Origin of the sequence: Streptomyces sp. DH37 (genome assembly GCF_029813835.1) — a bacterium.
GTDB lineage: Bacteria > Actinomycetota > Actinomycetes > Streptomycetales > Streptomycetaceae > Streptomyces.
Genome location: NZ_JARVKV010000024.1, coordinates 27,775 through 46,885, shown reverse-complemented (window position 1 = coordinate 46,885; position 19,111 = coordinate 27,775). Strand labels below are relative to the sequence as shown.

16 protein-coding genes are annotated in these 19,111 nt (G+C 74.5%); 10 read left to right on the top strand and 6 right to left on the bottom strand.

Annotation, left to right across the window (positions count from 1 at the left end; all coding sequences use genetic code 11):
* Positions 1–29: 29 nt before the first annotated feature.
* On the bottom strand, positions 30–806 hold the full coding sequence (locus tag QC029_RS14545) for an amino acid ABC transporter ATP-binding protein (RefSeq protein WP_279556062.1): 777 nt from the start codon (positions 804–806) through the stop codon (positions 30–32).
* A 281-nt stretch (positions 807–1,087) separates the two neighbouring features.
* Between QC029_RS14545 and QC029_RS14540 the strand changes: the two genes are divergently transcribed.
* Positions 1,088–1,852, top strand: coding sequence for a response regulator transcription factor (locus QC029_RS14540; protein WP_279556061.1), 765 nt, complete (start codon positions 1,088–1,090; stop codon positions 1,850–1,852).
* A gap of 33 nt (positions 1,853–1,885) precedes the next feature.
* A complete protein-coding gene (locus tag QC029_RS14535) occupies positions 1,886–3,313 on the top strand; it encodes a HAMP domain-containing sensor histidine kinase (protein WP_279556060.1) in 1,428 nt (475 codons plus the stop codon).
* Here QC029_RS14535 and QC029_RS14530 read toward each other — a convergent pair.
* On the bottom strand, positions 3,279–6,329 hold the full coding sequence (locus QC029_RS14530; protein WP_279556059.1) for a glycoside hydrolase family 38 C-terminal domain-containing protein: 3,051 nt from the start codon (positions 6,327–6,329) through the stop codon (positions 3,279–3,281). The genes QC029_RS14535 and QC029_RS14530 overlap by 35 nt on opposite strands.
* A 92-nt stretch (positions 6,330–6,421) precedes the next feature.
* The gene (locus tag QC029_RS14525; protein ID WP_279556058.1) at positions 6,422–7,420 is read right to left on the bottom strand and encodes a TAXI family TRAP transporter solute-binding subunit; all 999 of its coding nucleotides are present in this window, start codon (positions 7,418–7,420) and stop codon (positions 6,422–6,424) included.
* 77 nt (positions 7,421–7,497) lie between these two features.
* On the opposite strand from QC029_RS14525, the gene miaB reads away from it, so the two are divergent.
* Together miaB and QC029_RS14515 are read left to right on the top strand one after the other, a co-directional pair.
* Positions 7,498–8,985, top strand: a complete 1,488-nt coding sequence (gene miaB, locus QC029_RS14520) for a tRNA (N6-isopentenyl adenosine(37)-C2)-methylthiotransferase MiaB (protein ID WP_279556057.1) — start codon at positions 7,498–7,500, stop codon at positions 8,983–8,985.
* Positions 8,986–9,157: 172 nt separating this feature from the next.
* The gene (locus QC029_RS14515; protein ID WP_279556056.1) at positions 9,158–9,865 is read left to right on the top strand and encodes a class III extradiol dioxygenase subunit B-like domain-containing protein; all 708 of its coding nucleotides are present in this window, start codon (positions 9,158–9,160) and stop codon (positions 9,863–9,865) included.
* 58 nt (positions 9,866–9,923) lie between these two features.
* On the opposite strand, the gene QC029_RS14510 is transcribed toward QC029_RS14515, so the two are convergent.
* Positions 9,924–10,115: a hypothetical protein gene (locus tag QC029_RS14510; RefSeq protein ID WP_279556055.1), complete on the bottom strand. Its 192-nt coding sequence runs from the start codon at positions 10,113–10,115 to the stop codon at positions 9,924–9,926.
* A gap of 76 nt (positions 10,116–10,191) precedes the next feature.
* Positions 10,192–10,611, bottom strand: a complete 420-nt coding sequence (locus QC029_RS14505) for a hypothetical protein (protein ID WP_279556054.1) — start codon at positions 10,609–10,611, stop codon at positions 10,192–10,194.
* 182 nt (positions 10,612–10,793) lie between these two features.
* Here QC029_RS14505 and miaA point away from each other — a divergent pair, with 182 nt between their 5' ends.
* From miaA to panD, 6 genes are all read left to right on the top strand, one after another.
* Complete coding sequence (gene miaA / locus QC029_RS14500) at positions 10,794–11,732, top strand: tRNA (adenosine(37)-N6)-dimethylallyltransferase MiaA (RefSeq protein WP_279556053.1); 939 nt, start codon at positions 10,794–10,796, stop codon at positions 11,730–11,732.
* A 123-nt stretch (positions 11,733–11,855) separates the two neighbouring features.
* Positions 11,856–12,338 (top strand): hypothetical protein, encoded by a 483-nt coding sequence (locus tag QC029_RS14495; RefSeq protein WP_279556052.1) that lies wholly within the window; start codon positions 11,856–11,858, stop codon positions 12,336–12,338.
* Positions 12,339–12,379: 41 nt separating this feature from the next.
* On the top strand, positions 12,380–13,273 hold the full coding sequence (gene dapF, locus QC029_RS14490; RefSeq protein WP_279556051.1) for a diaminopimelate epimerase: 894 nt from the start codon (positions 12,380–12,382) through the stop codon (positions 13,271–13,273).
* A 106-nt stretch (positions 13,274–13,379) separates the two neighbouring features.
* The gene (locus QC029_RS14485) at positions 13,380–15,515 is read left to right on the top strand and encodes an HD domain-containing protein (RefSeq protein WP_279556050.1); all 2,136 of its coding nucleotides are present in this window, start codon (positions 13,380–13,382) and stop codon (positions 15,513–15,515) included.
* 160 nt (positions 15,516–15,675) lie between these two features.
* Positions 15,676–17,175: a GTPase HflX gene (gene hflX, locus QC029_RS14480; protein ID WP_279556049.1), complete on the top strand. Its 1,500-nt coding sequence runs from the start codon at positions 15,676–15,678 to the stop codon at positions 17,173–17,175.
* A 73-nt stretch (positions 17,176–17,248) separates the two neighbouring features.
* Positions 17,249–17,665, top strand: coding sequence for an aspartate 1-decarboxylase (gene panD, locus QC029_RS14475; RefSeq protein WP_279556048.1), 417 nt, complete (start codon positions 17,249–17,251; stop codon positions 17,663–17,665).
* A gap of 109 nt (positions 17,666–17,774) precedes the next feature.
* On the opposite strand, the gene QC029_RS14470 is transcribed toward panD, so the two are convergent.
* Entirely contained in the window at positions 17,775–18,992 is a 1,218-nt protein-coding gene (locus QC029_RS14470) for a trypsin-like peptidase domain-containing protein (protein WP_279556047.1), read from the bottom strand.
* Positions 18,993–19,111 lie beyond the last annotated feature (119 nt).

The window sequence follows — 19,111 nt, the reverse complement described above, 5'->3', positions numbered from 1 at the left end:
CGTGCAAGGGTCCGCTGAGCCGGCCGGGCTCAGTGGTGGAGGATCTTCGACAGGAAGTCCTTGGCGCGGTCGCTGCGCGGGTTGCTGAAGAACTGGTCGGGAGTCGCCTCCTCGACGATGCGGCCGTCGGCCATGAAGACGACGCGGTTCGCGGCGGAACGGGCGAACCCCATCTCGTGGGTGACGACGACCATCGTCATGCCGCCCTGCGCGAGCTGCTGCATGACCTCCAGGACCTCGTTGATCATCTCGGGGTCGAGCGCGGAGGTCGGCTCGTCGAAGAGCATCACCTTCGGGTCCATCGCCAGCGCGCGGGCGATGGCCACGCGCTGCTGCTGGCCGCCGGAGAGCTGGGCGGGGTACTTGTCGGCCTGGTTGGCCACACCGACCCGGTCGAGCAGACCGCGGGCCTTCTCCTCCGCCGCCCTCTTGTCGGCGCGGCGGACCTTGAGCTGGCCCAGCATGACGTTCTCCAGCACCGTCTTGTGCGCGAAGAGGTTGAACGACTGGAAGACCATGCCGACGTCGGCGCGCAGCCTGGCCAGCTCCCTGCCCTCGGCGGGCAGGGGCTTGCCGTCGATCAGGATCGTCCCGGAGTCGATCGTCTCCAGGCGGTTGATGGTGCGGCACAGCGTGGACTTCCCGGACCCCGAGGGCCCGATGACGACGACGACCTCGCCACGCGCAATGGTCAGGTCGATGTCCTGGAGGACGTGCAGGGCACCGAAGTGCTTGTTGACGTTGTCCAGGACGACCAGGTTCTCCGCCGTCGGTGCGGCGTCCTTGGTCACCGATACGTTGCTCATCGGCGTCATTCGCTCCGTCCTCGTCGGTTGAGGGGACCTTAGTGACCACCGTTGAGCAGCGTCATCACATCTGAGCTGAACTTGAGCATAACGATTCAGCCGCAAAGGGGCATATCCCTCGAAGGGTGCACCGGTCGGCGTACCGGCTGCCTACCGTAGGGATGCGCGCGGGCCGCGGCCCGGCGGGTCTTGACGCGCCGGGCCGGATCGGAGTGGATGACTGCCGCGCCGGGGAGAGCACGGTCAGGCGCACGGGGGAGTTCCGGGGGAGAAGAGGGGCCATGAGACTGCTGCTGGTCGAGGACGACGACCGCGTGGCCGCGGCGCTGTCCGCCGTGCTCGCCCGGCACGGCTTCGACGTGGTGCACGCCCGCGGCGGCGAGGAGGCCCTGCGGTGCCTGCTGCCGGACGGCGCCGCGCCGCCCTTCGGCGTGGTGCTGCTCGACCTCGGCCTGCCCGACATCGACGGCTTCGAGGTGTGCGGCCGCATCCGCCGTCTGACCAGCACCCCGGTGATCATGGTCACGGCGCGGGCCGACGTGCGCTCCCGGGTCCACGGCCTCAACCTCGGCGCCGACGACTACGTGGTCAAGCCGTACGACACCGCCGAACTCCTCGCCCGGATCCACGCCGTCAGCCGGCGCACCGCCACCGCCACCACGGCCGGCGGCGGTGCCGGTGTCGGCGCCGGCGGCGCCGGCGATCCCGGCGCGGGCGGGGACACCGGGCGCGCCCGGGGCGCGGACGCCCCGGAACTGCGCCTGGGGCCGCTGACCATCGAGACCGACACCCGGCGGGTCACGGTGCACGGCGAGGCGGTCCCCCTCACCCGCAAGGAGTTCGACCTGCTCGCGCTGCTCGCCCAGCGCCCCGGCGTCGTCTTCCGCCGCGAGCAGATCATCAGCGAGGTCTGGCGCACCAGCTGGGAGGGGACCGGCCGCACCCTGGAGGTGCACATCGCCTCGCTCCGCTCCAAGCTGGGGCTGCCCGCCCTGATCGAGACGGTGCGCGGCGTCGGCTACCGGCTCGTCGCCCCGGCCGGCTGAGGCCGGGAACCGGGACGAAAGCGGACCCCCGCCGTGCGCACACGCCTCCTCGCCCTCCTCATCGCCCTGATGGCCGGCGTCCTGCTCGCCCTCGGCTTCCCGCTCGCCGCGAGCATGGCCGCCGCCGAGCAGCAGGACGTCGTCGTCGACCGCATCGACGACACCGCGCGCTTCGCCTCCCTGGCCCAGTACGTCACCACCCGCCCCCCGGCCCGCAGTCCCACCGCGGCCGAGGCGCGCCAGCAGGACGAGCGGCTGGCCACGCTGCGCGACGAGCTCAGCCGCTACCACGACCTGTACGGCATCAGGGCCGGCGTCTTCTACCGCGACGGCAGCGCGATGGCCGCGGCCCCGGCGACCTGGCGGCCCCCCGGGGAGGGGGAGGGCGCCGCCGCCTTCGCCGAGGCCCTGGTCGGGCGCCGCAGCCACGACCCGGCCCAGGTGTGGCCCTGGCAGGACGGCCGGATCGCCGTCGCCTCGCCGGTCGTCCGCGACGGCGACGTCGTCGCCGTCGTCCTCACCGACTCGCCCACCGGTCCGATGCGCTCGCGCATCCTGCACGGCTGGCTGCCGCTGGCCGCCGGGGAGGCGGCCGCCATGCTCGTGGCCGTGGCCCTGGCCTTCCGGCTGACCGGCTGGGTGCTCAAGCCGGTGCGCGTACTGGACAGGGCCAGCCACGACATCGCCACCGGACGGCTGGCCTCCCGGGTGGCCGCCCTGAGCGGGCCGCCGGAGCTCCAGCGCCTGGCGCGGTCCTTCAACGAGATGGCCGACCACGTCGAGACCGTCCTGGAGCAGCAGCGCGCCTTCGTCGCCGACGCCTCCCACCAGCTGCGCAACCCGCTGGCCGCCCTGCTGCTCCGCATCGACCTGCTGGCCCTGGAACTGCCCGAGGGCAACGAGGAGATCGCCTCGGTGCGGGCCGAGGGCAAGCGCCTGGCCCGGGTGCTCGACGACCTCCTCGACCTCGCACTGGCCGAGCACACCCCCGCCGACCTGCGGCTGACCGATGTCGCGGCGCTCGCCGCCGAACGCGTCGCCGCCTGGCGCCCGGTCGCCGACCGCGAGGGCGTGGAGCTGCGCACGGCCGGGCAGGGAGCGGTGACGGGCTGGGCGGACCCGATCGCGCTCTCCAGCGCGCTGGACGCGGTCGTGGACAACGCGGTGAAGTTCACCCCCGCCGGGGAGTCGGTCACGGTCGCCGTCACCGCGGGCGGCGACCGGGTGACCGTCGAGGTCGCCGACCACGGGCCCGGTCTCACCGAGGACGAGCTGAACCGGATCGGGGACCGCTTCTGGCGCAGCAACCGCCACCAGAACGTCTCCGGTTCGGGCCTGGGACTGTCCATCTCCCGGGCGCTGCTCGCCGCGGGAGGGGCGGAGATCTCCTTCGCCCGCAACGAGCCGCGGGGCCTGCGCGTGGTGATCAGCCTGCCGCGGAACGCGCCAGACGCAGGGTGAGGATCTGGAACGGCCGCAGCCGCAGCGCCACCGTGCCGCCGTCCACCACCTCGTACGCCCCCCGCTCCGGCGCGGCGTCCAGCGGGCGCTCCAGCAGGTCGACGGCGGTGACGGAGGCGACGGGGAAGCCGGTGGTGAGCGCGGCCCGCGCCCGCCCGCCGTGCGCCTCGTACAGCCGCACCACCACGTCCCCGCCGCGGTCCTCCGCCAGCTTCACCGCCTCCACGACCACCTGGTCGCTGTCCACCGTCACCAGCGGCGCCACCGGCGAGCCGCCGGCGACCGAGCGCTCGGGCAGGTTGATCCAGTGGCCCTCGCGCACCGCGTCGGCGATCGTCGCGCCCGGCGCGAGCGCGTAGCGCATCCGGTGCACGCCCTGGTCGGTCTCCGGGTCCGGGTAGCGCGGCGCGCGCAGCAGGGACAGTCGCACCGTCGTGGTCTGCCCGCCGTCCTCGCGCACGTCCCGGGTGACGTCGTGGCCGTAGGTGGCGTCGTTGACGACGGCCGCGCCCCAGCCCGGCTCGCCCACGTGCAGCCAGCGGTGCGCGCAGATCTCGAACTTCGCCGCCTCCCAGGAGGTGTTGGTGTGGGTCGGGCGCAGGACGTGACCGAACTGGATCTCGGCGGCCGAGAAGTCCGCCTTCACGTCCAGCGGGAACGCGGCCTTGAGGATCCTCTCGCTCTCGTGCCAGTCCACCTCCGTGTCGATGTCCACCGTCCGGCTCCCCGAGCGCAGGGCGATGCGCTGCACCACCGAGGAGGCGCCGAAGGAGCGCCGCACCGTCACCGCCGCCTCGTCCGCGGCCGGCGGTTCCGGCCGCAGCTCGTCGACGCCGGTCAGGTCCGTGACGCCGTGCCGGTAGGAGGAGTCCAGGTCCCAGGCGTCCCACAGGGCGGGGAAGTCCGGGTGGATCTGGAGCAGGTTCGCCGCCGCCCCCGGCGCGACCGCCTCGCGGTCCGCGGCGAGGTCGTACACCGAGACCAGCAGCCCGCGCCCGTCGACCTCCACCCGCAGCAGCCCGTTGGCCAGGACGTGTCCGCCGTCCGGCCGCTCCTCGGTGGTCACCGGCTCGCCCGTGCGCCCCGGCAGCGGCAGCGCGCCCCCGGCGGGGATGCCGTGCCGGGCGTGCGGGGCGCCGTTGAAGACGACCGCCTCCCCCTCCGCGCCGCCCTCGCCGGCCAGCGCGCGCTGCGCCGAGGAGACGATCCCCTCCAGCTCCCGGTGCACCCGCGCGTAGGTCTCGCGCGCCTCGCGGTGCACCCAGGCGATCGAGGAACCGGGCAGGATGTCGTGGAACTGGTGGAGCAGCACCGTCTTCCACAGCCGCTCCAGCGCGTCGTACGGGTACGGGTGCCCGGTCCGCACCGCCGCCGTCGCCGACCACAGCTCGGCCTCGCGCAGCAGCGACTCGCCGCGCCGGTTGCCCCGCTTGGTCCCCGCCTGCGAGGTGTAGGTGCCGCGGTGGAGCTCCAGGTACAGCTCGCCCACCCACACCGGCGCGTCCCCGTACTCGGCCCGGGCCGCCTCGAAGAAGGCGGCCGGCGGCTCCACGCTCACCCGCGGCGAGCCCTCCAGGTCCCGCAGCCGCTCCGCGCGCCCCAGCATCTCGCGGGTGGCGCCCCCGCCGCCGTCGCCGAAGCCGAAGGGGGCCAGGGAGCGGCTGCCGCCGCCCTTGTCCCGGTAGGTGCGGGCGGCGTGCGCCAGCTGCGCGCCGCCGAGGTCGCAGTTGTAGGTGTCCACCGGCGGGAAGTGGGCGAACACCCGGGTGCCGTCGATGCCCTCCCACCGGAAGGTGTGGTGGGGGAAGGCGTTGGTGCGGTTCCAGGAGATCTTCTGGGTGAGGAACCACTCGGCTCCCGCCAGCCGCGCGATCTGCGGCAGCGCGGCGGTGTAGCCGAAGGAGTCCGGCAGCCACACCTCGCGGGTGTCGATCCCGAACTCCTCCAGGAAGAACCGCTTCCCGTACAGGAACTGCCGGGCCATCGCCTCGCCGCCGACCATGTTCGTGTCAGACTCCACCCACATCCCGCCCACCGGCACGAAGCGGCCCTCGGCGACCTTCTCCCGCACCCTCGCCCACAGCCCGGGCCGGTGTTCCTTGATCCAGGCGAACTGCTGCGCCTGGGACATCGCGTGGACGTGCCCGGGGTGGGTGTCCATGAGGTGGACGGTGTTGGCGACCGTCCGCGCCACCTTGCGCACGGTCTCGCGCAGCGGCCACAGCCAGGCGGAGTCGATGTGCGCGTGGCCGACCGCGCTGACGCGGTGGGCGGAGGCGTGGGCGGGGGAGGACAGGACGCCGGCCAGACGGGCGCGGGCGCGGCCGGCGGTGCCGGGGACGTCGGCGAGGTCGAGGGCGTCCAGGGCGCGCTCGACGGCCCGCAGGATCTCCCACCGCCGGGCCTGGTCCACCGGCAGCTCGCGCATCAGCCCGTCCAGCACCTCCAGGTCCCGCACCAGCTCCCACACCCCGGCGCGGAAGACGGCCAGGTCCATGCGGCGCAGCCGGTACAGCGGCCGGTCGTGGGCGGTCAGCCGGTCCCCCTGGCGGGTGGGGAGCTGGGCGGTCAGGACCGGGTTGGCGGCGGCCTCGACGTACAGCTCGACCTCCTCGCCGCCCGCGACCCCGTCACCGATCCGTACCCAGTCGTTGTGCGGGTGCAGGCCCTTGACCTCCGTGCCGTCCGCGCGGTGGACCAGCCCCTCGCACTGGAAGCCCGTCGTCCCGCGGTCGAAACCGAGGTCGAGGACGGCCTCGACGGTGCGCCCGGCCCACTCCCGCGGCACCCGCCCGGTCACGCGGAACCAGGTCGTCCCCCAGGCCGGGCCCCACGACCGGCCCACGGCGATGGGCCGGTACGGCGCGGCCAGCCCCTCGGCGACCGGCACCGGCTCGCCGGGCACGTCCCACCGCTCGACGGTCAGGGGGCGGGAGTCGCCGTGGACGGCGGGCCGGATCCGCTCGCGCAGGACGCGGTCCAGGCGGGCCTCGACGGTGGTGCGGTCATCGTGCATGGCGGCGGCTCCGGTGCTTCGCTGGCGATGGACGCACCGAGGGCATTACCGCGCGGAAGCGGCGGTAACCCTCCGCAGCCGGCCCCGGACCCTCAGGACTTCGCGGAGCGGTAGTAGCGCTCGGCGCCCCGGTGCAGCGGGAGCGGGTGGGTGTAGATGGCCGTGCGCAGGTCGACCTTCTGCGCGGCGTGCACCTCGCGGCCGATGCGGTCCCGGCTGTTGATCACCGAGCGGGTGATCCCCTCGGTCAGCGCGGCGTCCGTGTCGTCCGTGGTGACCAGCAGGTTCGCCACCGCTATCGTCTCGACGGCCTTGCCGTCCTGGACGGGGGGATAGGCGTCGGAGGGCATCAGCGCCGCGCGGTAGGAGCGGGTCCGGGGCTCCTGCGCGTGCAGCGTCGGCACCAGGTCGCCGAGCGGCACGAGGCGTATCTCGGTGGCCTCCGCCAGCTCCTGGATCGCGCCGGTGGGCAGCCCGCCCGACCAGAAGAAGGCGTCCAGCTCGCCGCGGACCAGCAGCTCCGGCATCCGGTCGATGCCCTCGAGCACCGGCCGGACGTCCTCGTCCGGATCCAGCCCGGCCGCCTTCAGCAGCCTCCCGGCTATCAGGTTCACCCCGGACCGCGGCTGCCCGAGCCCGACCCGCAGTCCCTCGAGGTCCTCGGCGGAGCGCACCGGCGAGCCGGCCGGGACGACGAGCTGGATGTAGTCGTCGTACAGCCGCGCACAGGCCCGCAGCCGGTCGGCGCCCTCCCTCCCGGAGTTGACGTAGGCCGCCACCGCGTCGGCCGCGGCGATGGTGAAGGACGCCTCGCCGGAGATCAGCCGCTCGATGTTCTGCACCGAGCCCTGGCTGGGCATGAGATCCACCTCCACCCCGGGCAGGTCCCGGCCGAGCTGCTGCTTCAGCAGCTCCCCGTAGCGCTCGTACACCCCGCCCCGGGCCCCGGTGGTGAAGGACACCGGGCCGCTCGGCGCCGGCCCGCCGCCCGGCAGCAGCCACCACAGCAGCAGCGCGAGCACGGCCGCCGCGGCCGCGGCGGCCTTCAGCAGCCGCCGCGGCCCCGGGCGGCGTGCGGACAGGGGGACCATGGCTCCGATCCTGCCAGGACCGGTACGCGGAAGGGAGAGGCGGGGGCGGGGTGCGAGCACGTACCCTGTCGTCTGAGATGAGTGCGAAGACTTACCAGGTGCGCACCTACGGGTGCCAGATGAACGTCCACGACTCCGAGCGTCTGTCGGGCCTGCTGGAGGACGCGGGCTATGTCCGGGCCCCGGGGGACGCCGACGACGCCGACGTGGTCGTCTTCAACACCTGCGCGGTGCGGGAGAACGCCGACAACAAGCTGTACGGCAACCTCGGCCACCTCGCCCCGAAGAAGGCGTCCCGGCCGGGCATGCAGATCGCGGTCGGCGGCTGCCTGGCGCAGAAGGACCGCGACACCATCGTGCGGCGGGCCCCCTGGGTCGACGTGGTCTTCGGCACCCACAACATCGGCAGCCTGCCGGTGCTGCTGGAGCGCGCCCGTGTCCAGCGGGAGGCGCAGGTCGAGATCGCCGAGTCGCTGGAGGCGTTCCCCTCCACGCTGCCGACCCGGCGCGAGAGCGCGTACGCCGCCTGGGTCTCCATCTCGGTCGGCTGCAACAACACCTGCACCTTCTGCATCGTCCCCGCGCTGCGCGGCAAGGAGAAGGACCGCCGGCCCGGCGACATCCTCGCCGAGGTCGAGGCGCTGGTCGCCGAGGGCGTCACCGAGATCACGCTGCTCGGGCAGAACGTCAACGCCTACGGGTCCGACATCGGCGACCGCGAGGCGTTCTCCAAGCTGCTGCGCGCCTGCGGCCGGGTCGAGGGCCTGGAGCGGGTCCGCTTCACCTCCCCGCACCCGCGCGACTTCACCGACGACGTCATCGCCGCCATGGCCGAGACGGAGAACGTGATGCCGCAGCTGCACATGCCGCTGCAGTCCGGTTCCGACCGCGTGCTCAAGGCGATGCGCCGCTCCTACCGGCAGGAGCGCTACCTGGGGATCATCGAGAAGGTCCGGGCCGCGATCCCCGACGCCGCGATCTCCACCGACATCATCGTGGGCTTCCCCGGCGAGACCGGGGAGGACTTCGAGCAGACCCTGCACGTCGTCCGCGAGGCCCGCTTCGCGCAGGCGTTCACCTTCCAGTACTCCAAGCGCCCCGGGACCCCGGCCGCCGAGATGGACGGGCAGATCCCCAAGGAGGTCGTGCAGGAGCGGTACGAGCGCCTGGTCGCCCTCCAGGAGGAGATCTCCTGGGAGGAGAACAGGAAGCAGACCGGGCGGACCCTGGAGGTCATGGTCGCCGAGGGCGAGGGCCGCAAGGACGGCGCCACCCGGCGGCTGTCCGGACGCGCCCCCGACAACCGTCTGGTCCACTTCACGCGTCCCGACGAGGACGTCCCGCGCCCCGGTGACATGGCCACCGTCGAGATCACCTACGCCGCCCCGCACCACCTGCTGGCCGAGGGCGCGGTGCTGGGGGTGCGGCGCACCCGCGCGGGCGACGCCTGGGAGCGGCGCGCCGCCGCGTCCGCGGCGAAGCCGCAGGGCGTGATGCTCGGACTGCCCACCGTCGGCATCCCCGAGCCGCTGCCCGCCGCGCCGGGCGGCTGCGCCGCCCACTGACACGACCGGACACGACCGGACACGACCAGCCGCGGCCGGTCGCGACCGGCCGCACCCGTCCCGCACCCGCGTCGGTGCGCGCCGGGCGTGTGCCGGGCGTGCGCTGGTCAGGCGTACACGAGCCCCTCACGCGCCCGGCCGCGGGTGACTCCCCGGCGGTAGGCTGCGCGCCATGCTTGTCGCCGCCGCCGCATGTCCTTGCCCGCCGCTGCTGGTGCCCGAGGTCGCGGGGGGTGCCGCGCACGAGATGGACGACGCCCGGGCCGCCTGCTACGACGCGATCGCCGTCCTGGCCGCCGCGCGCCCCGACCGGCTCGTCGTCGTCGGCACCGCCGACCCGGCCGGCCGGGGCAGGCACCCGCAGGGCGCCACCGGCTCCTTCCGGCCCTTCGGCGTCGACCTGGAGGTCCGGCTGGGCGAGGGCCCGCCCGCCGAGCACCCGCTGCCGCCGTCCCTGGCCGTGGGAGCCTGGCTGCTGGAGCGCACGGGCTGGAGCGCCGCGCCCGTGGAGGGCCTCGGCGTGGGGGAGCCGCTGTCGAGGGAGCGCTGCGCGGAGGCCGGCCGGGAGCTGGCGGGCTCGGCCGGGCGCGTCGCCCTGCTGGCGATGGGCGACGGCAGCGCCTGCCGGACGGTCAAGGCCCCCGGCTACTTCGACGAGCGCGCCCCCGCCTTCGACGAGGCGGCCGCCCGCGCCCTGGGCGCCGCCGACCCGGCCGGACTGCTGGCCCTCGACGAGGAGCTGGCCTACGAGCTGAAGGCGTCCGGACGGGCCTGCTGGCACGTGCTGGCCGGCGCGGCCGAGGGCGCGGGTCTGGAGGGACGGCTGCTGTACGACCAGGCGCCGTACGGCGTCGGCTACCTGGTCGCGAGCTGGTCGTAGACCGCCGCGGCCGTGCGGCCCGCCCGGAAGGGGACCGCACGGCCGCGGCGGGGGCCGCTCAGGCGGCGGGACCGGCGGTGTCGCCCTTCTCGTCCCTCTCGCGGGTCATCCGCTCCCGCGCCTCCCGGATCTTCGCGTCACGGGTTCCGGTGTGGCGCCGGTGCCTGCCCCTGGTCCGGTCGTCGCCGGCCTCTCCGGTCCTCTCGCCGTGCCGGCCCATCATGCCCTTGACCCTGTTCATGAAGCCCATGGCGGTCACTCCGTTCCCTCGGCGTTCCCTCGGCTCCGTGGTGGCTCTCGCGGGCGCCCCGGCACGGCCGCCGCGGCTACCGGCGGGCGCCCTCGTCGTCGGCGCCGACCGGGCCGGCCTGCTCGTCCGTACCGTCCGCGCCGCCCGTGCCGTCCGCCGCGTGCCCGGCGGACTGCTGCCGCGGGATCCCGGCGAGCCGTCCGGCGCCGTCGTCATCGGTGTCATCGGTGCCGCCGGCCGCGTTCTCCCCGGCCTCGCCCGCGGCGTCCTCCGCCGCGGTCCGCGCCGCCTCCTTTCTGGGCTCCCCGGGCTCCCCGGGTCCGTCGGCCCGCCCCGTCCCGTCGCGTCCCGCGGGCCCTCCCGCCTCCGGCGACGGGGCCGCGGCGGCGGCGGGAGAACCGGCCGAGGAACCCTCCGGGCCCTCCGCGACCGGTGCGGCGGAGACATCCTCCTTCACGTCCTTCGAACCACGACGAAACCAGGCGAACACACCCATACCTACTCCAGACCTTACTCGTGCGGGTGAAATTCCGCGCCCCGCGGAGCGACACATGACGTCGCCCCGGGCGTCCGGTCCGTGGGTCGGCGGGCGGAACCTCGCAACAGGCAACGACTCCGGACGTGTGACGTCACGTAACCCGTTCGGATTCCTCCCCGTGTGTTTGCGAGACTTGGGCCGTGAGCAGCGCACCCCCCACCCCCCGTGTCATCGCCGTGGTCGGCCCCACCGCGGCCGGAAAGTCCGACCTGGGCGTCGCCCTCGCCCGGCACCTGGGCGGCGAGGTGGTCAACGCCGACTCCATGCAGCTCTACCGCGGCATGGACATCGGCACCGCCAAGCTGACGCAGGAGGAGCGCCGGGGTGTCCCGCACCACCTCCTGGACGTCTGGGACGTCACGGTCGCCGCCAGCGTCGCCGAGTACCAGCGCCTGGCCCGCGCCGAGATCGACCGCCTGCTCGCCCAGGGGCGCACCCCGGTGCTCGTGGGCGGCTCGGGGCTGTACGTGCGCGGCGCCATCGACGCCCTGGAGTTCCCCGGCACCGACCCGGCCGTCCGCGCCCGGCTGGAGGCGGAGCTGGCCGAGTCCGGCTCCGGGCCGCTGCACGCCCGGCTCGCCGCCGTCGACCCCGAGGCCGCCCGGGCGATCCTGCCCGGCAACGGCCGCCGGATCGTCCGCGCCCTGGAGGTCGTCGAGATCACCGGCCGCCCCTTCACCGCCAACCTCCCCGGCCCCGACTCCGTCTACGACACCCTCCAGATCGGGGTCGACGTCGGGCGTCCGGAGCTCGACGAGCGGATCGCCCGCCGGGTGGACCGCATGTGGGAGGCCGGACTGGTCGAGGAGGTGCGCGAGCTGGAGCGCGCCGGGCTGCGCGAGGGCCGCACGGCCTCGCGGGCCCTGGGCTACCAGCAGGTGCTGGCCGCGCTGGCGGGGGAGTGCACCGAGGACGAGGCGCGCGCCGAGACCGTACGCGCCACCAAGCGCTTCGCGCGCCGCCAGGACTCCTGGTTCCGCCGCGACCCCCGCGTCCACTGGCTCAGCGGCGCGGCCGACCGCCGCGGGGAACTCACCGACCGCGCCCTGGCCCTCCTCGAACGAGCGGTCACAGCCTGATCACGTGATGGCATCGGGACGTCCAGCGGGCCCTGGACAGTTGTCCGGGCGTGCCATCATCGACCATCAATGAGCATCGACCGTCGATGAGCCGCACAGCGGGAGTTGGGAGGGCACGTGGCGATGGAGGCCGGCCCTCGCAACGGCGACGAGCCGGCCGTCGGACCGCTCCGTGCCGACGGCCGGGGGGACGACGGCCCGGGGAGCCTGGACGGGCTGGCGGGCGTGGGCGGGCTGGAGGCGCTGGAGACCCCGGCCGCCGACGGGGACGAGTCCTACGGCGAACTCCGTCCGCCCCGGAAGCTGCGGCTGTGGCAGCTCGCCCCGATCGTGGGCCTGGGTGCGGCCGGATCGCTGATGTTCGCCTTCCCGCTCGCCTTCGGACTCGGCGAGGGCGGGGCGGTGGTCGCCATGCTCGGCCTGCTGCTCAGCTGCTGCGCCGCCGGCTGGGGCATGATGGCCGCCCGCCGCGTCGGCCTCGCCTGGCCCGGTCTGCCCGCGCGCGGCTCCGGCGAACGCCCCGACTGGCGCCTGGTCGCCCTGTACGCGATGGTCGTCGGCACCCTCGTGGCACTGGCCATCTGGCGCGTCGCCCGCCTCCGCTAGCCCGGCGCCCGGTCGGCGCCCGTCCCCGTACGATGGGCACCGTGAACAGCTCAGCAGGGCCCGCGGGCACGCCCGTCCCGTTCCTCAAGGGGCACGGCACCGAGAACGACTTCGTGATCATCCCCGACCCGGACGGGACGCTGGACCTGCCCGCCGCGACCGTGGCCCGGCTGTGCGACCGGCGCGCCGGGATCGGCGGGGACGGCCTGCTGCGCGTGGTGCGCTCCGCCGCCCACCCCGAGGCGCGGGCGATGGCCGCCGGGGCCGAGTGGTTCATGGACTACCGCAACGCCGACGGCAGCGTCGCCGAGATGTGCGGCAACGGGGTGCGCGTCTTCGCGCGCTACCTGGAGCGCGCCGGGCTGGCCGCGGCCGGCGACCTCGCCGTCGCCACCCGGGCCGGCGTGCGCCGGGTGCACCTGGCCAAGGACGGCGACGTCACCGTCCACATGGGCGCGGCGAGGCTGCCCGGCGGTACGGAGGCGAGCGTCACCGTCGCCGTGGGGGAGCGCGCCTGGCCCGCGCTGAACGTCAACATGGGCAACCCGCACGCCGTCGCCTTCGTCGACGACCTCGGCCACGCCGGCGACCTGCTCACCGCCCCGGCCGTGGCGCCGGCCGCCGCCTACCCCGAGGGCGCCAACGTCGAGTTCGTCGTCGACCGGGGACCGCGCCACGTGGCCCTGCGGGTGCACGAGCGCGGCTCCGGCGAGACCCGCTCCTGCGGTACGGGCGCCTGCGCGGTCATGGTCGCCGCCGCCCGCCGCGACGGCGCCGACCCGGCCGCCGACGGCACCCCCGTCACCTACACCGTCGACGTCCCCGGCGGACGGCTGGTGATCACCGAGCACCCGGACGGCGGCGTCGAGATGACCGGCCCCGCCGTGATCGTCGCCGAGGGCACCGTCGATCCCGGCCTGCTCTCCGCTCCCTGAGGGCTGACCGCTCGAACGGGTGATCCCGGCCACTGTGGACAGGAGGCGGAGCGAGGCGCGTGGGAGGCTCGATAGGATCAAGCACCCCGACGCCGTGGGAGGTGCCATGAGCGCAGTACGGAGCCTTCGCAAGCTCGGTCGTGCGGCCCTCCTGGGCCCGTCGTCCCGCCACGCCCTCCCCCACGCCATCGAGCACCTGGCCAAGGCGCACCGCGCCCACCACCCCGGCGCCGACCTCGACATCCTGCGCCGCGCCTACGTCCTGGCGGAGTCCTCGCACCGGGGCCAGACGCGCAAGAGCGGCGAGCCCTACATCACGCACCCGCTCGCCGTCACCCTGATCCTGGCCGAACTCGGCGCCGAGACCACGACGTTGACGGCCTCCCTGCTCCACGACACCGTCGAGGACACCGACGTGACGCTGGAGCAGGTACGGGCGGAGTTCGGCGAGGAGGTGAGCTACCTCGTCGACGGCGTCACCAAACTGGAGAAGGTGGACTACGGCGCCGCCGCCGAGCCGGAGACCTTCCGCAAGATGCTGGTGGCCACCGGCAACGACGTGCGGGTGATGTCCATCAAGCTCGCCGACCGGCTGCACAACATGCGCACCCTGGGCGTGATGCGGCCCGAGAAGCAGGCGCGCATCGCCCGCGTCACCCGCGACGTGCTCATCCCGCTGGCCGAACGGCTCGGTGTGCAGGCGCTCAAGACCGAGCTGGAGGACCTGGTCTTCGCCGTCCTCCACCCCGAGGAGTACGCCCGCGCCCGGGAGCTGATCCGCGCGCACGCCGCCGGGTCCGACCCGCTCGCCGAGATCGCCGAGTCGGTGCGGGCGGTGCTGCGCGAGGCGGGCATCGCGGCCGAGGTCCTGATCCGGCCGCGGCACCTCCTCTCCGTCCACCGGGCCCGCGCCAAACGCGGCGAGCTGGGGCCGTGCGACTTCGGGCGGCTGCTGATCCTGGTCGCCGAGAACGCGGACTGCTACGCGGTCCTGGGCGAGCTGCACACCTGCTTCACGCCGATGATGTCGGAGTTCAAGGACTTCATCGCCGTACCGAAGTTCAACCTGTACCAGTCGCTGCACACCGCCGTCGCCGACGCCGGGGGGCGGGTGGCCGAGGTCCTGGTCCGTACCCGCCGGATGCACCGGGTGGCCGAGGCCGGGGTGATCGCCCTGGGCGACCCGCACCGGACCTCCGGCCCCTCCCACGACGAGACGGCCGCCGCGGACGGCGAGCGCGCCGACCCCACCCGCCCCGGCTGGCTGGAACGGCTGCTGGAGTGGCAGAGCCACGCCCCCGACCCGGACACCTTCTGGGCGGAGCTGCGCGACGACCTCGCCCAGGACCGCGAGATCACCGTCTTCTGCACCGATCCGGGCAGCGCCACCCAGGTCGCCACCCTCCACCTGCCCGCGGGCGCCACCTGCGTGGACGCCGCCTACGCCCGCTACGGGGCGGCCGGGCACGCCCTGGTCGGCGCCCGGGTGGACGGACGGCTCGCGGCGCTGGGCACCGTGCTGCGCGACGGCGACTCGCTGCAACTGCTGATGGCACCCGAGGGCGCCTCCGGCCCCTCCCCGCAGTGGCTGGAGCACGTTCGCACCCCCACCGCGCGGATCGCCATCCGCACCTGGCTCGACGCCCGCCCGGAGGACGGCGAGCACCCGGAGGACGGCGAGCACCCGGAGGACGGCGAGCGCGCGGGCGGGGCGGACCGGGCGGGCGGGGCGCCCCCGGTGCCGGAACCCGCCGCCCCGGCCCCCGGGCCCGGGCCGGTGCGGACCCGCGAGAGGTCCGCGGCCGTGGCCGGGCTGCCCGGCGCGCCCGTACGGCTGGCCCGCTGCTGCACGCCCGTGCCGCCCGACGCCGTGGTCGGCTTCGCGGTGCGCGGCGGCGCGGTGACCGCCCACCGGGAGAACTGCCCCACCGTGGCCCGGATGACCGCGGCCGGGCGCGAGACCGTACCCGTGCGGTGGCAGGACTCCGGCGCGGGCTGCCGGGTGACGCTGCACGCCGAGTCGCTGAGCCGTCCGCACCTCCTGGCCGACCTCACCGAGGCCATCGCCGCGGAGGGGGCCGCCGTGGTCTCCGCCGAGGTCGAGCCGCCCAGGGAGCACCGGGTGCGGCACACGTACACCCTGCGGCTGGACGACGCCGGCGAGCTGCCCCGGCTGATGCGTGCCATGCGGGAGGTGCCCGGCGTCTACGACGTCGTACGGGCCACCCGCCGCCGGCCCTGAGGCGGCGGTCCGCCCGGCCGGGCGACGGTCACGCTCCAAACCAGGTGACGGCCGGGCTGCGCCGTGTCACCATCGTCGTGACCGGACGCGTCCCCGGGAATGTTCCGGGTACCGCACGCGTTGACCCGGTTGTCTTCACTCCGACGACGTAAGGACACAGTTGACCTTCTCTTCCTCCCTTCCGCAGAACGGCCAGCGCCTCGCCGAGACGTACCGCCGAGCCGACGCCCTGATGGAGGAGGACGTCGCTTGGAGCCACGAGATCGACGGTGAGCGCGACGGCGACCAGTACGACCGCTCCGAGCGCGCCGCCCTCCGCCGTGTCGCCGGCCTGTCCACCGAACTCCAGGACGTCACCGAGGTCGAGTACCGCCGGCTGCGGCTGGAGCGCGTGGTGCTCGTGGGCGTGTGGACCTCCGGCACCGTGCAGGACGCCGAGAACTCCCTCGCCGAACTCGCGGCCCTCGCCGAGACCGCGGGCGCGCTCGTCCTCGACGGCGTGATCCAGCGCCGGGACAAGCCGGACCCGGCGACGTACATCGGCTCCGGCAAGGCGCAGGAGCTGCGCGACATCGTGGTGGAGACGGCGGCCGACACCGTCGTGTGCGACGGTGAGCTCAGCCCCGGCCAGCTCATCCACCTGGAGGACGTCGTCAAGGTCAAGGTGGTGGACCGCACCGCCCTGATCCTCGACATCTTCGCCCAGCACGCCAAGTCCCGCGAGGGCAAGGCGCAGGTCTCGCTCGCGCAGATGCAGTACATGCTGCCCAGGCTGCGGGGCTGGGGCCAGTCGCTCTCCCGGCAGATGGGCGGCGGCGGCTCCGGTTCGGCGGGCGGCGGCATGGCCACCCGCGGTCCCGGTGAGACCAAGATCGAGACCGACCGGCGGCGGATCCGCGAGAAGATGGCGAAGATGCGCCGGGAGATCGCGGAGATGAAGACCGGCCGCGACGTCAAGCGGCAGGAGCGGCGCCGCAACAAGGTGCCGTCGGTCGCCATCGCCGGATACACCAACGCCGGCAAGTCCTCCCTGCTCAACCGGCTCACGGGCGCGGGCGTCCTGGTGGAGAACGCGCTGTTCGCCACCCTCGACCCGACCGTGCGCCGCGCCGAGACCCCCAGCGGGCGGGCGTACACCCTGGCCGACACCGTCGGCTTCGTACGGCACCTGCCGCACCACCTCGTCGAGGCGTTCCGCTCCACGATGGAGGAGGTCGGCGACGCCGATCTGATCCTCCACGTGGTCGACGGCGCCCACCCGGTGCCGGAGGAGCAGCTCGCCGCCGTGCGCGAGGTGATCCGGGACGTCGGCGCGACGGAGGTGCCCGAGATCGTGGTGGTCAACAAGGCCGACGCGGCCGACCCGCTGGTCCTCCAGCGGCTGCTGCGCGCCGAGAAGCACGCCATCGCGGTCTCCGCCCGCACCGGGCAGGGCATCGACGAGCTGCTGGAGCTGATCGACCGGGAGCTGCCGCACCCGGCCGTGGAGCTGACGGCGCTGGTGCCCTACACCCGCGGCGACCTGGTCTCCCGGGTCCACGCCGACGGCGAGGTGCTCTCCGAGGAGCACACCGAGGGCGGCACGCTGCTGGCGGCCCGCGTTCACGAGGAACTGGCGGCCGAGCTCAGGGCGTACGTCACGGCGGAGCTCCGGGCGTAGGCCGTAGCATGGCCCGGACGGCGCGCATCCCGGCCCGGGAGCGCGACCCTTCTCACCGCTAGGAGACGGCACCGTGCTGCGCACCATGTTCAAGTCGAAGATCCACCGTGCCACGGTCACCGAGGCGGACCTCCACTACGTGGGGTCCGTCACGATCGACGCGGACCTGATGGACGCCGCGGACCTGCTCCCCGGGGAATTGGTCCACATCGTCGACATCACCAACGGCGCCCGCCTGGAGACGTACGTCATCGAGGGGCGGCGCGGCTCCGGGGTGATCGGGATCAACGGTGCCGCCGCGCATCTCGTCCACCCCGGGGACCTGGTGATCCTCATCAGCTACGCGCAGATGGACGACGCCGAGGCCCGGGCCCACCGGCCCGCGGTGGTGCACGTCGACGCGGACAACCGCATCGTGGACCTGGGCAGCGACCCGTCCGAGCCGGTGCCCGGCAGCGACACCCGGCGCAGCCCGATGGCGATGGTCTGACCCGGGCCGGCTCGGCACGGCCGGCCGGGCGCGTACACGGCGAGGGCCTCGCCGCTCCCCCCACGGGAGCGGCGGGGCCCTCGGTGCGTCCCGCGCCGGGCCGGGGTCGTCAGCCCCGCCCCGCGGACTTCCCGCTGACCGCCTCGAAGACGCCCTCGGCCTCGGCGCCCAGACGCGGACCGGCCAGCCAGGTGTGGTCGAGCGTGCCGATGGAGGTGACCGAGACCAGCACCTGCCGGCCGGAGGACCCCCTGGCGAACCAGCCGCCGCCGGAGGAGCCGCCGGTCATCGTGCAGCCGATGCGGTACATCGTGGACTCCGACTCGCTCAGGGTCAGCCGGCCCGGCCGGTCGGCGCAGGTGTGCATGGTGAGCCCGTCGAAGGGCGGGGCCGCGGGGTAGCCGTAGGCCCGTACGGAGGGGATCGACGCCACCGACGGCTTGTCGAAGTTGACCGGCACGGCGGCGCCGACGGTCTCCTCCAGGGACTTCCCGCTCCCGTCCTCGGCCTCCACCCGCAGCACGGCGAAGTCCTGCGAGGCGCCCAGGCCGCCGGTGTCGGAGCCGCTGGAGATCCAGTGGTCGGTGGTCTGGGCCCAGGTGGCCCAGTACACGCCGTGCGGCGCGACCTCCGCGGGGGACGCCCGCTCCAGTTCGGCGGCCTCCAGGGCCGCGTCGTTGTACGCGGGCACGAAGACGATGTTGCGGAACCAGCCGCCGCCGGAACCCGCGTGCACGCAGTGCCCGGCGGTGGCCACCAGGTCGGACCTGCCCGGGTTGCGGGGGTCCTGGACGACCGTGCCGGAGCAGACCATGGAGCCCTTGGGGGTGTCCATGAACACCTTGCCCACCGCCGGGGCGCTCTCCCGGTACGGCGTCGCGGCCGGCTGCGCCTTCTTCGGCGCGGGGTCGGGGTCGGTGACGCCCTCGTCCCCCTCGCCGCCGGTGCCGTCGCCGATGCCGGGGTCGTCGACCTCGCGGTCGTTCTCCTCGGCGTCCTTCATCCGCTCCGGGTCCCACAGGCCCTCGATGATCGGGTTGACGAAGTCCTTGGCCTCACGCAGCCAGTCGTCCCTGTCCCAGTTCCTCCACTCCCCGTCCCTCCACTTCTCGGGGTCGAAGTCCTTGAGGGCGGCGGGCAGTTCCTTCGGCAGGCGCAGGCCGTCGATGCCGGCCCCGGTGTCGCCGCCGTCCCGCGCGGAGGCGCTGGGGCGGGCCTTCGCGTCGCCCTCGCCGTCCGCCGGGCCGCATGCGGTGGCGGTGACGGCCAGGGCGGCGGCCAGCGCCGCGGCGACCAGCGCAGGGCGCCGTCTGCTCGTAGATGACATGGACTGAAAATCCCCCTGAAACGGAACTCTGCACGTGGTGGCCTGTGGTGGACCCCGCCGAGCGCGGCGGGCCCTCACTATGCCGGTGCTGCAGGGGACGGCACCCGGCGGGTCCCCGG

Bases quoted from the DNA above. Each gene is read 5' to 3' on its own strand.
- QC029_RS14545 (WP_279556062.1), bottom strand. From the start codon at position 806: ATGAGCAACGTATCGGTGACCAAGGACGCCGCACCGACGGCGGAGAAC.
- QC029_RS14540 (WP_279556061.1), top strand. From the start codon at position 1,088: ATGAGACTGCTGCTGGTCGAGGACGACGACCGCGTGGCCGCGGCGCTG.
- QC029_RS14530 (WP_279556059.1), bottom strand. From the start codon at position 6,329: ATGCACGATGACCGCACCACCGTCGAGGCCCGCCTGGACCGCGTCCTG.
- QC029_RS14525 (WP_279556058.1), bottom strand. From the start codon at position 7,420: ATGGTCCCCCTGTCCGCACGCCGCCCGGGGCCGCGGCGGCTGCTGAAG.
- miaB (WP_279556057.1), top strand. From the start codon at position 7,498: ATGAGTGCGAAGACTTACCAGGTGCGCACCTACGGGTGCCAGATGAAC.
- QC029_RS14515 (WP_279556056.1), top strand. From the start codon at position 9,158: ATGCTTGTCGCCGCCGCCGCATGTCCTTGCCCGCCGCTGCTGGTGCCC.
- QC029_RS14510 (WP_279556055.1), bottom strand. From the start codon at position 10,115: ATGGGCTTCATGAACAGGGTCAAGGGCATGATGGGCCGGCACGGCGAG.
- QC029_RS14505 (WP_279556054.1), bottom strand. From the start codon at position 10,611: ATGGGTGTGTTCGCCTGGTTTCGTCGTGGTTCGAAGGACGTGAAGGAG.
- QC029_RS14495 (WP_279556052.1), top strand. From the start codon at position 11,856: ATGGAGGCCGGCCCTCGCAACGGCGACGAGCCGGCCGTCGGACCGCTC.
- QC029_RS14485 (WP_279556050.1), top strand. From the start codon at position 13,380: ATGAGCGCAGTACGGAGCCTTCGCAAGCTCGGTCGTGCGGCCCTCCTG.
- QC029_RS14470 (WP_279556047.1), bottom strand. From the start codon at position 18,992: ATGTCATCTACGAGCAGACGGCGCCCTGCGCTGGTCGCCGCGGCGCTG.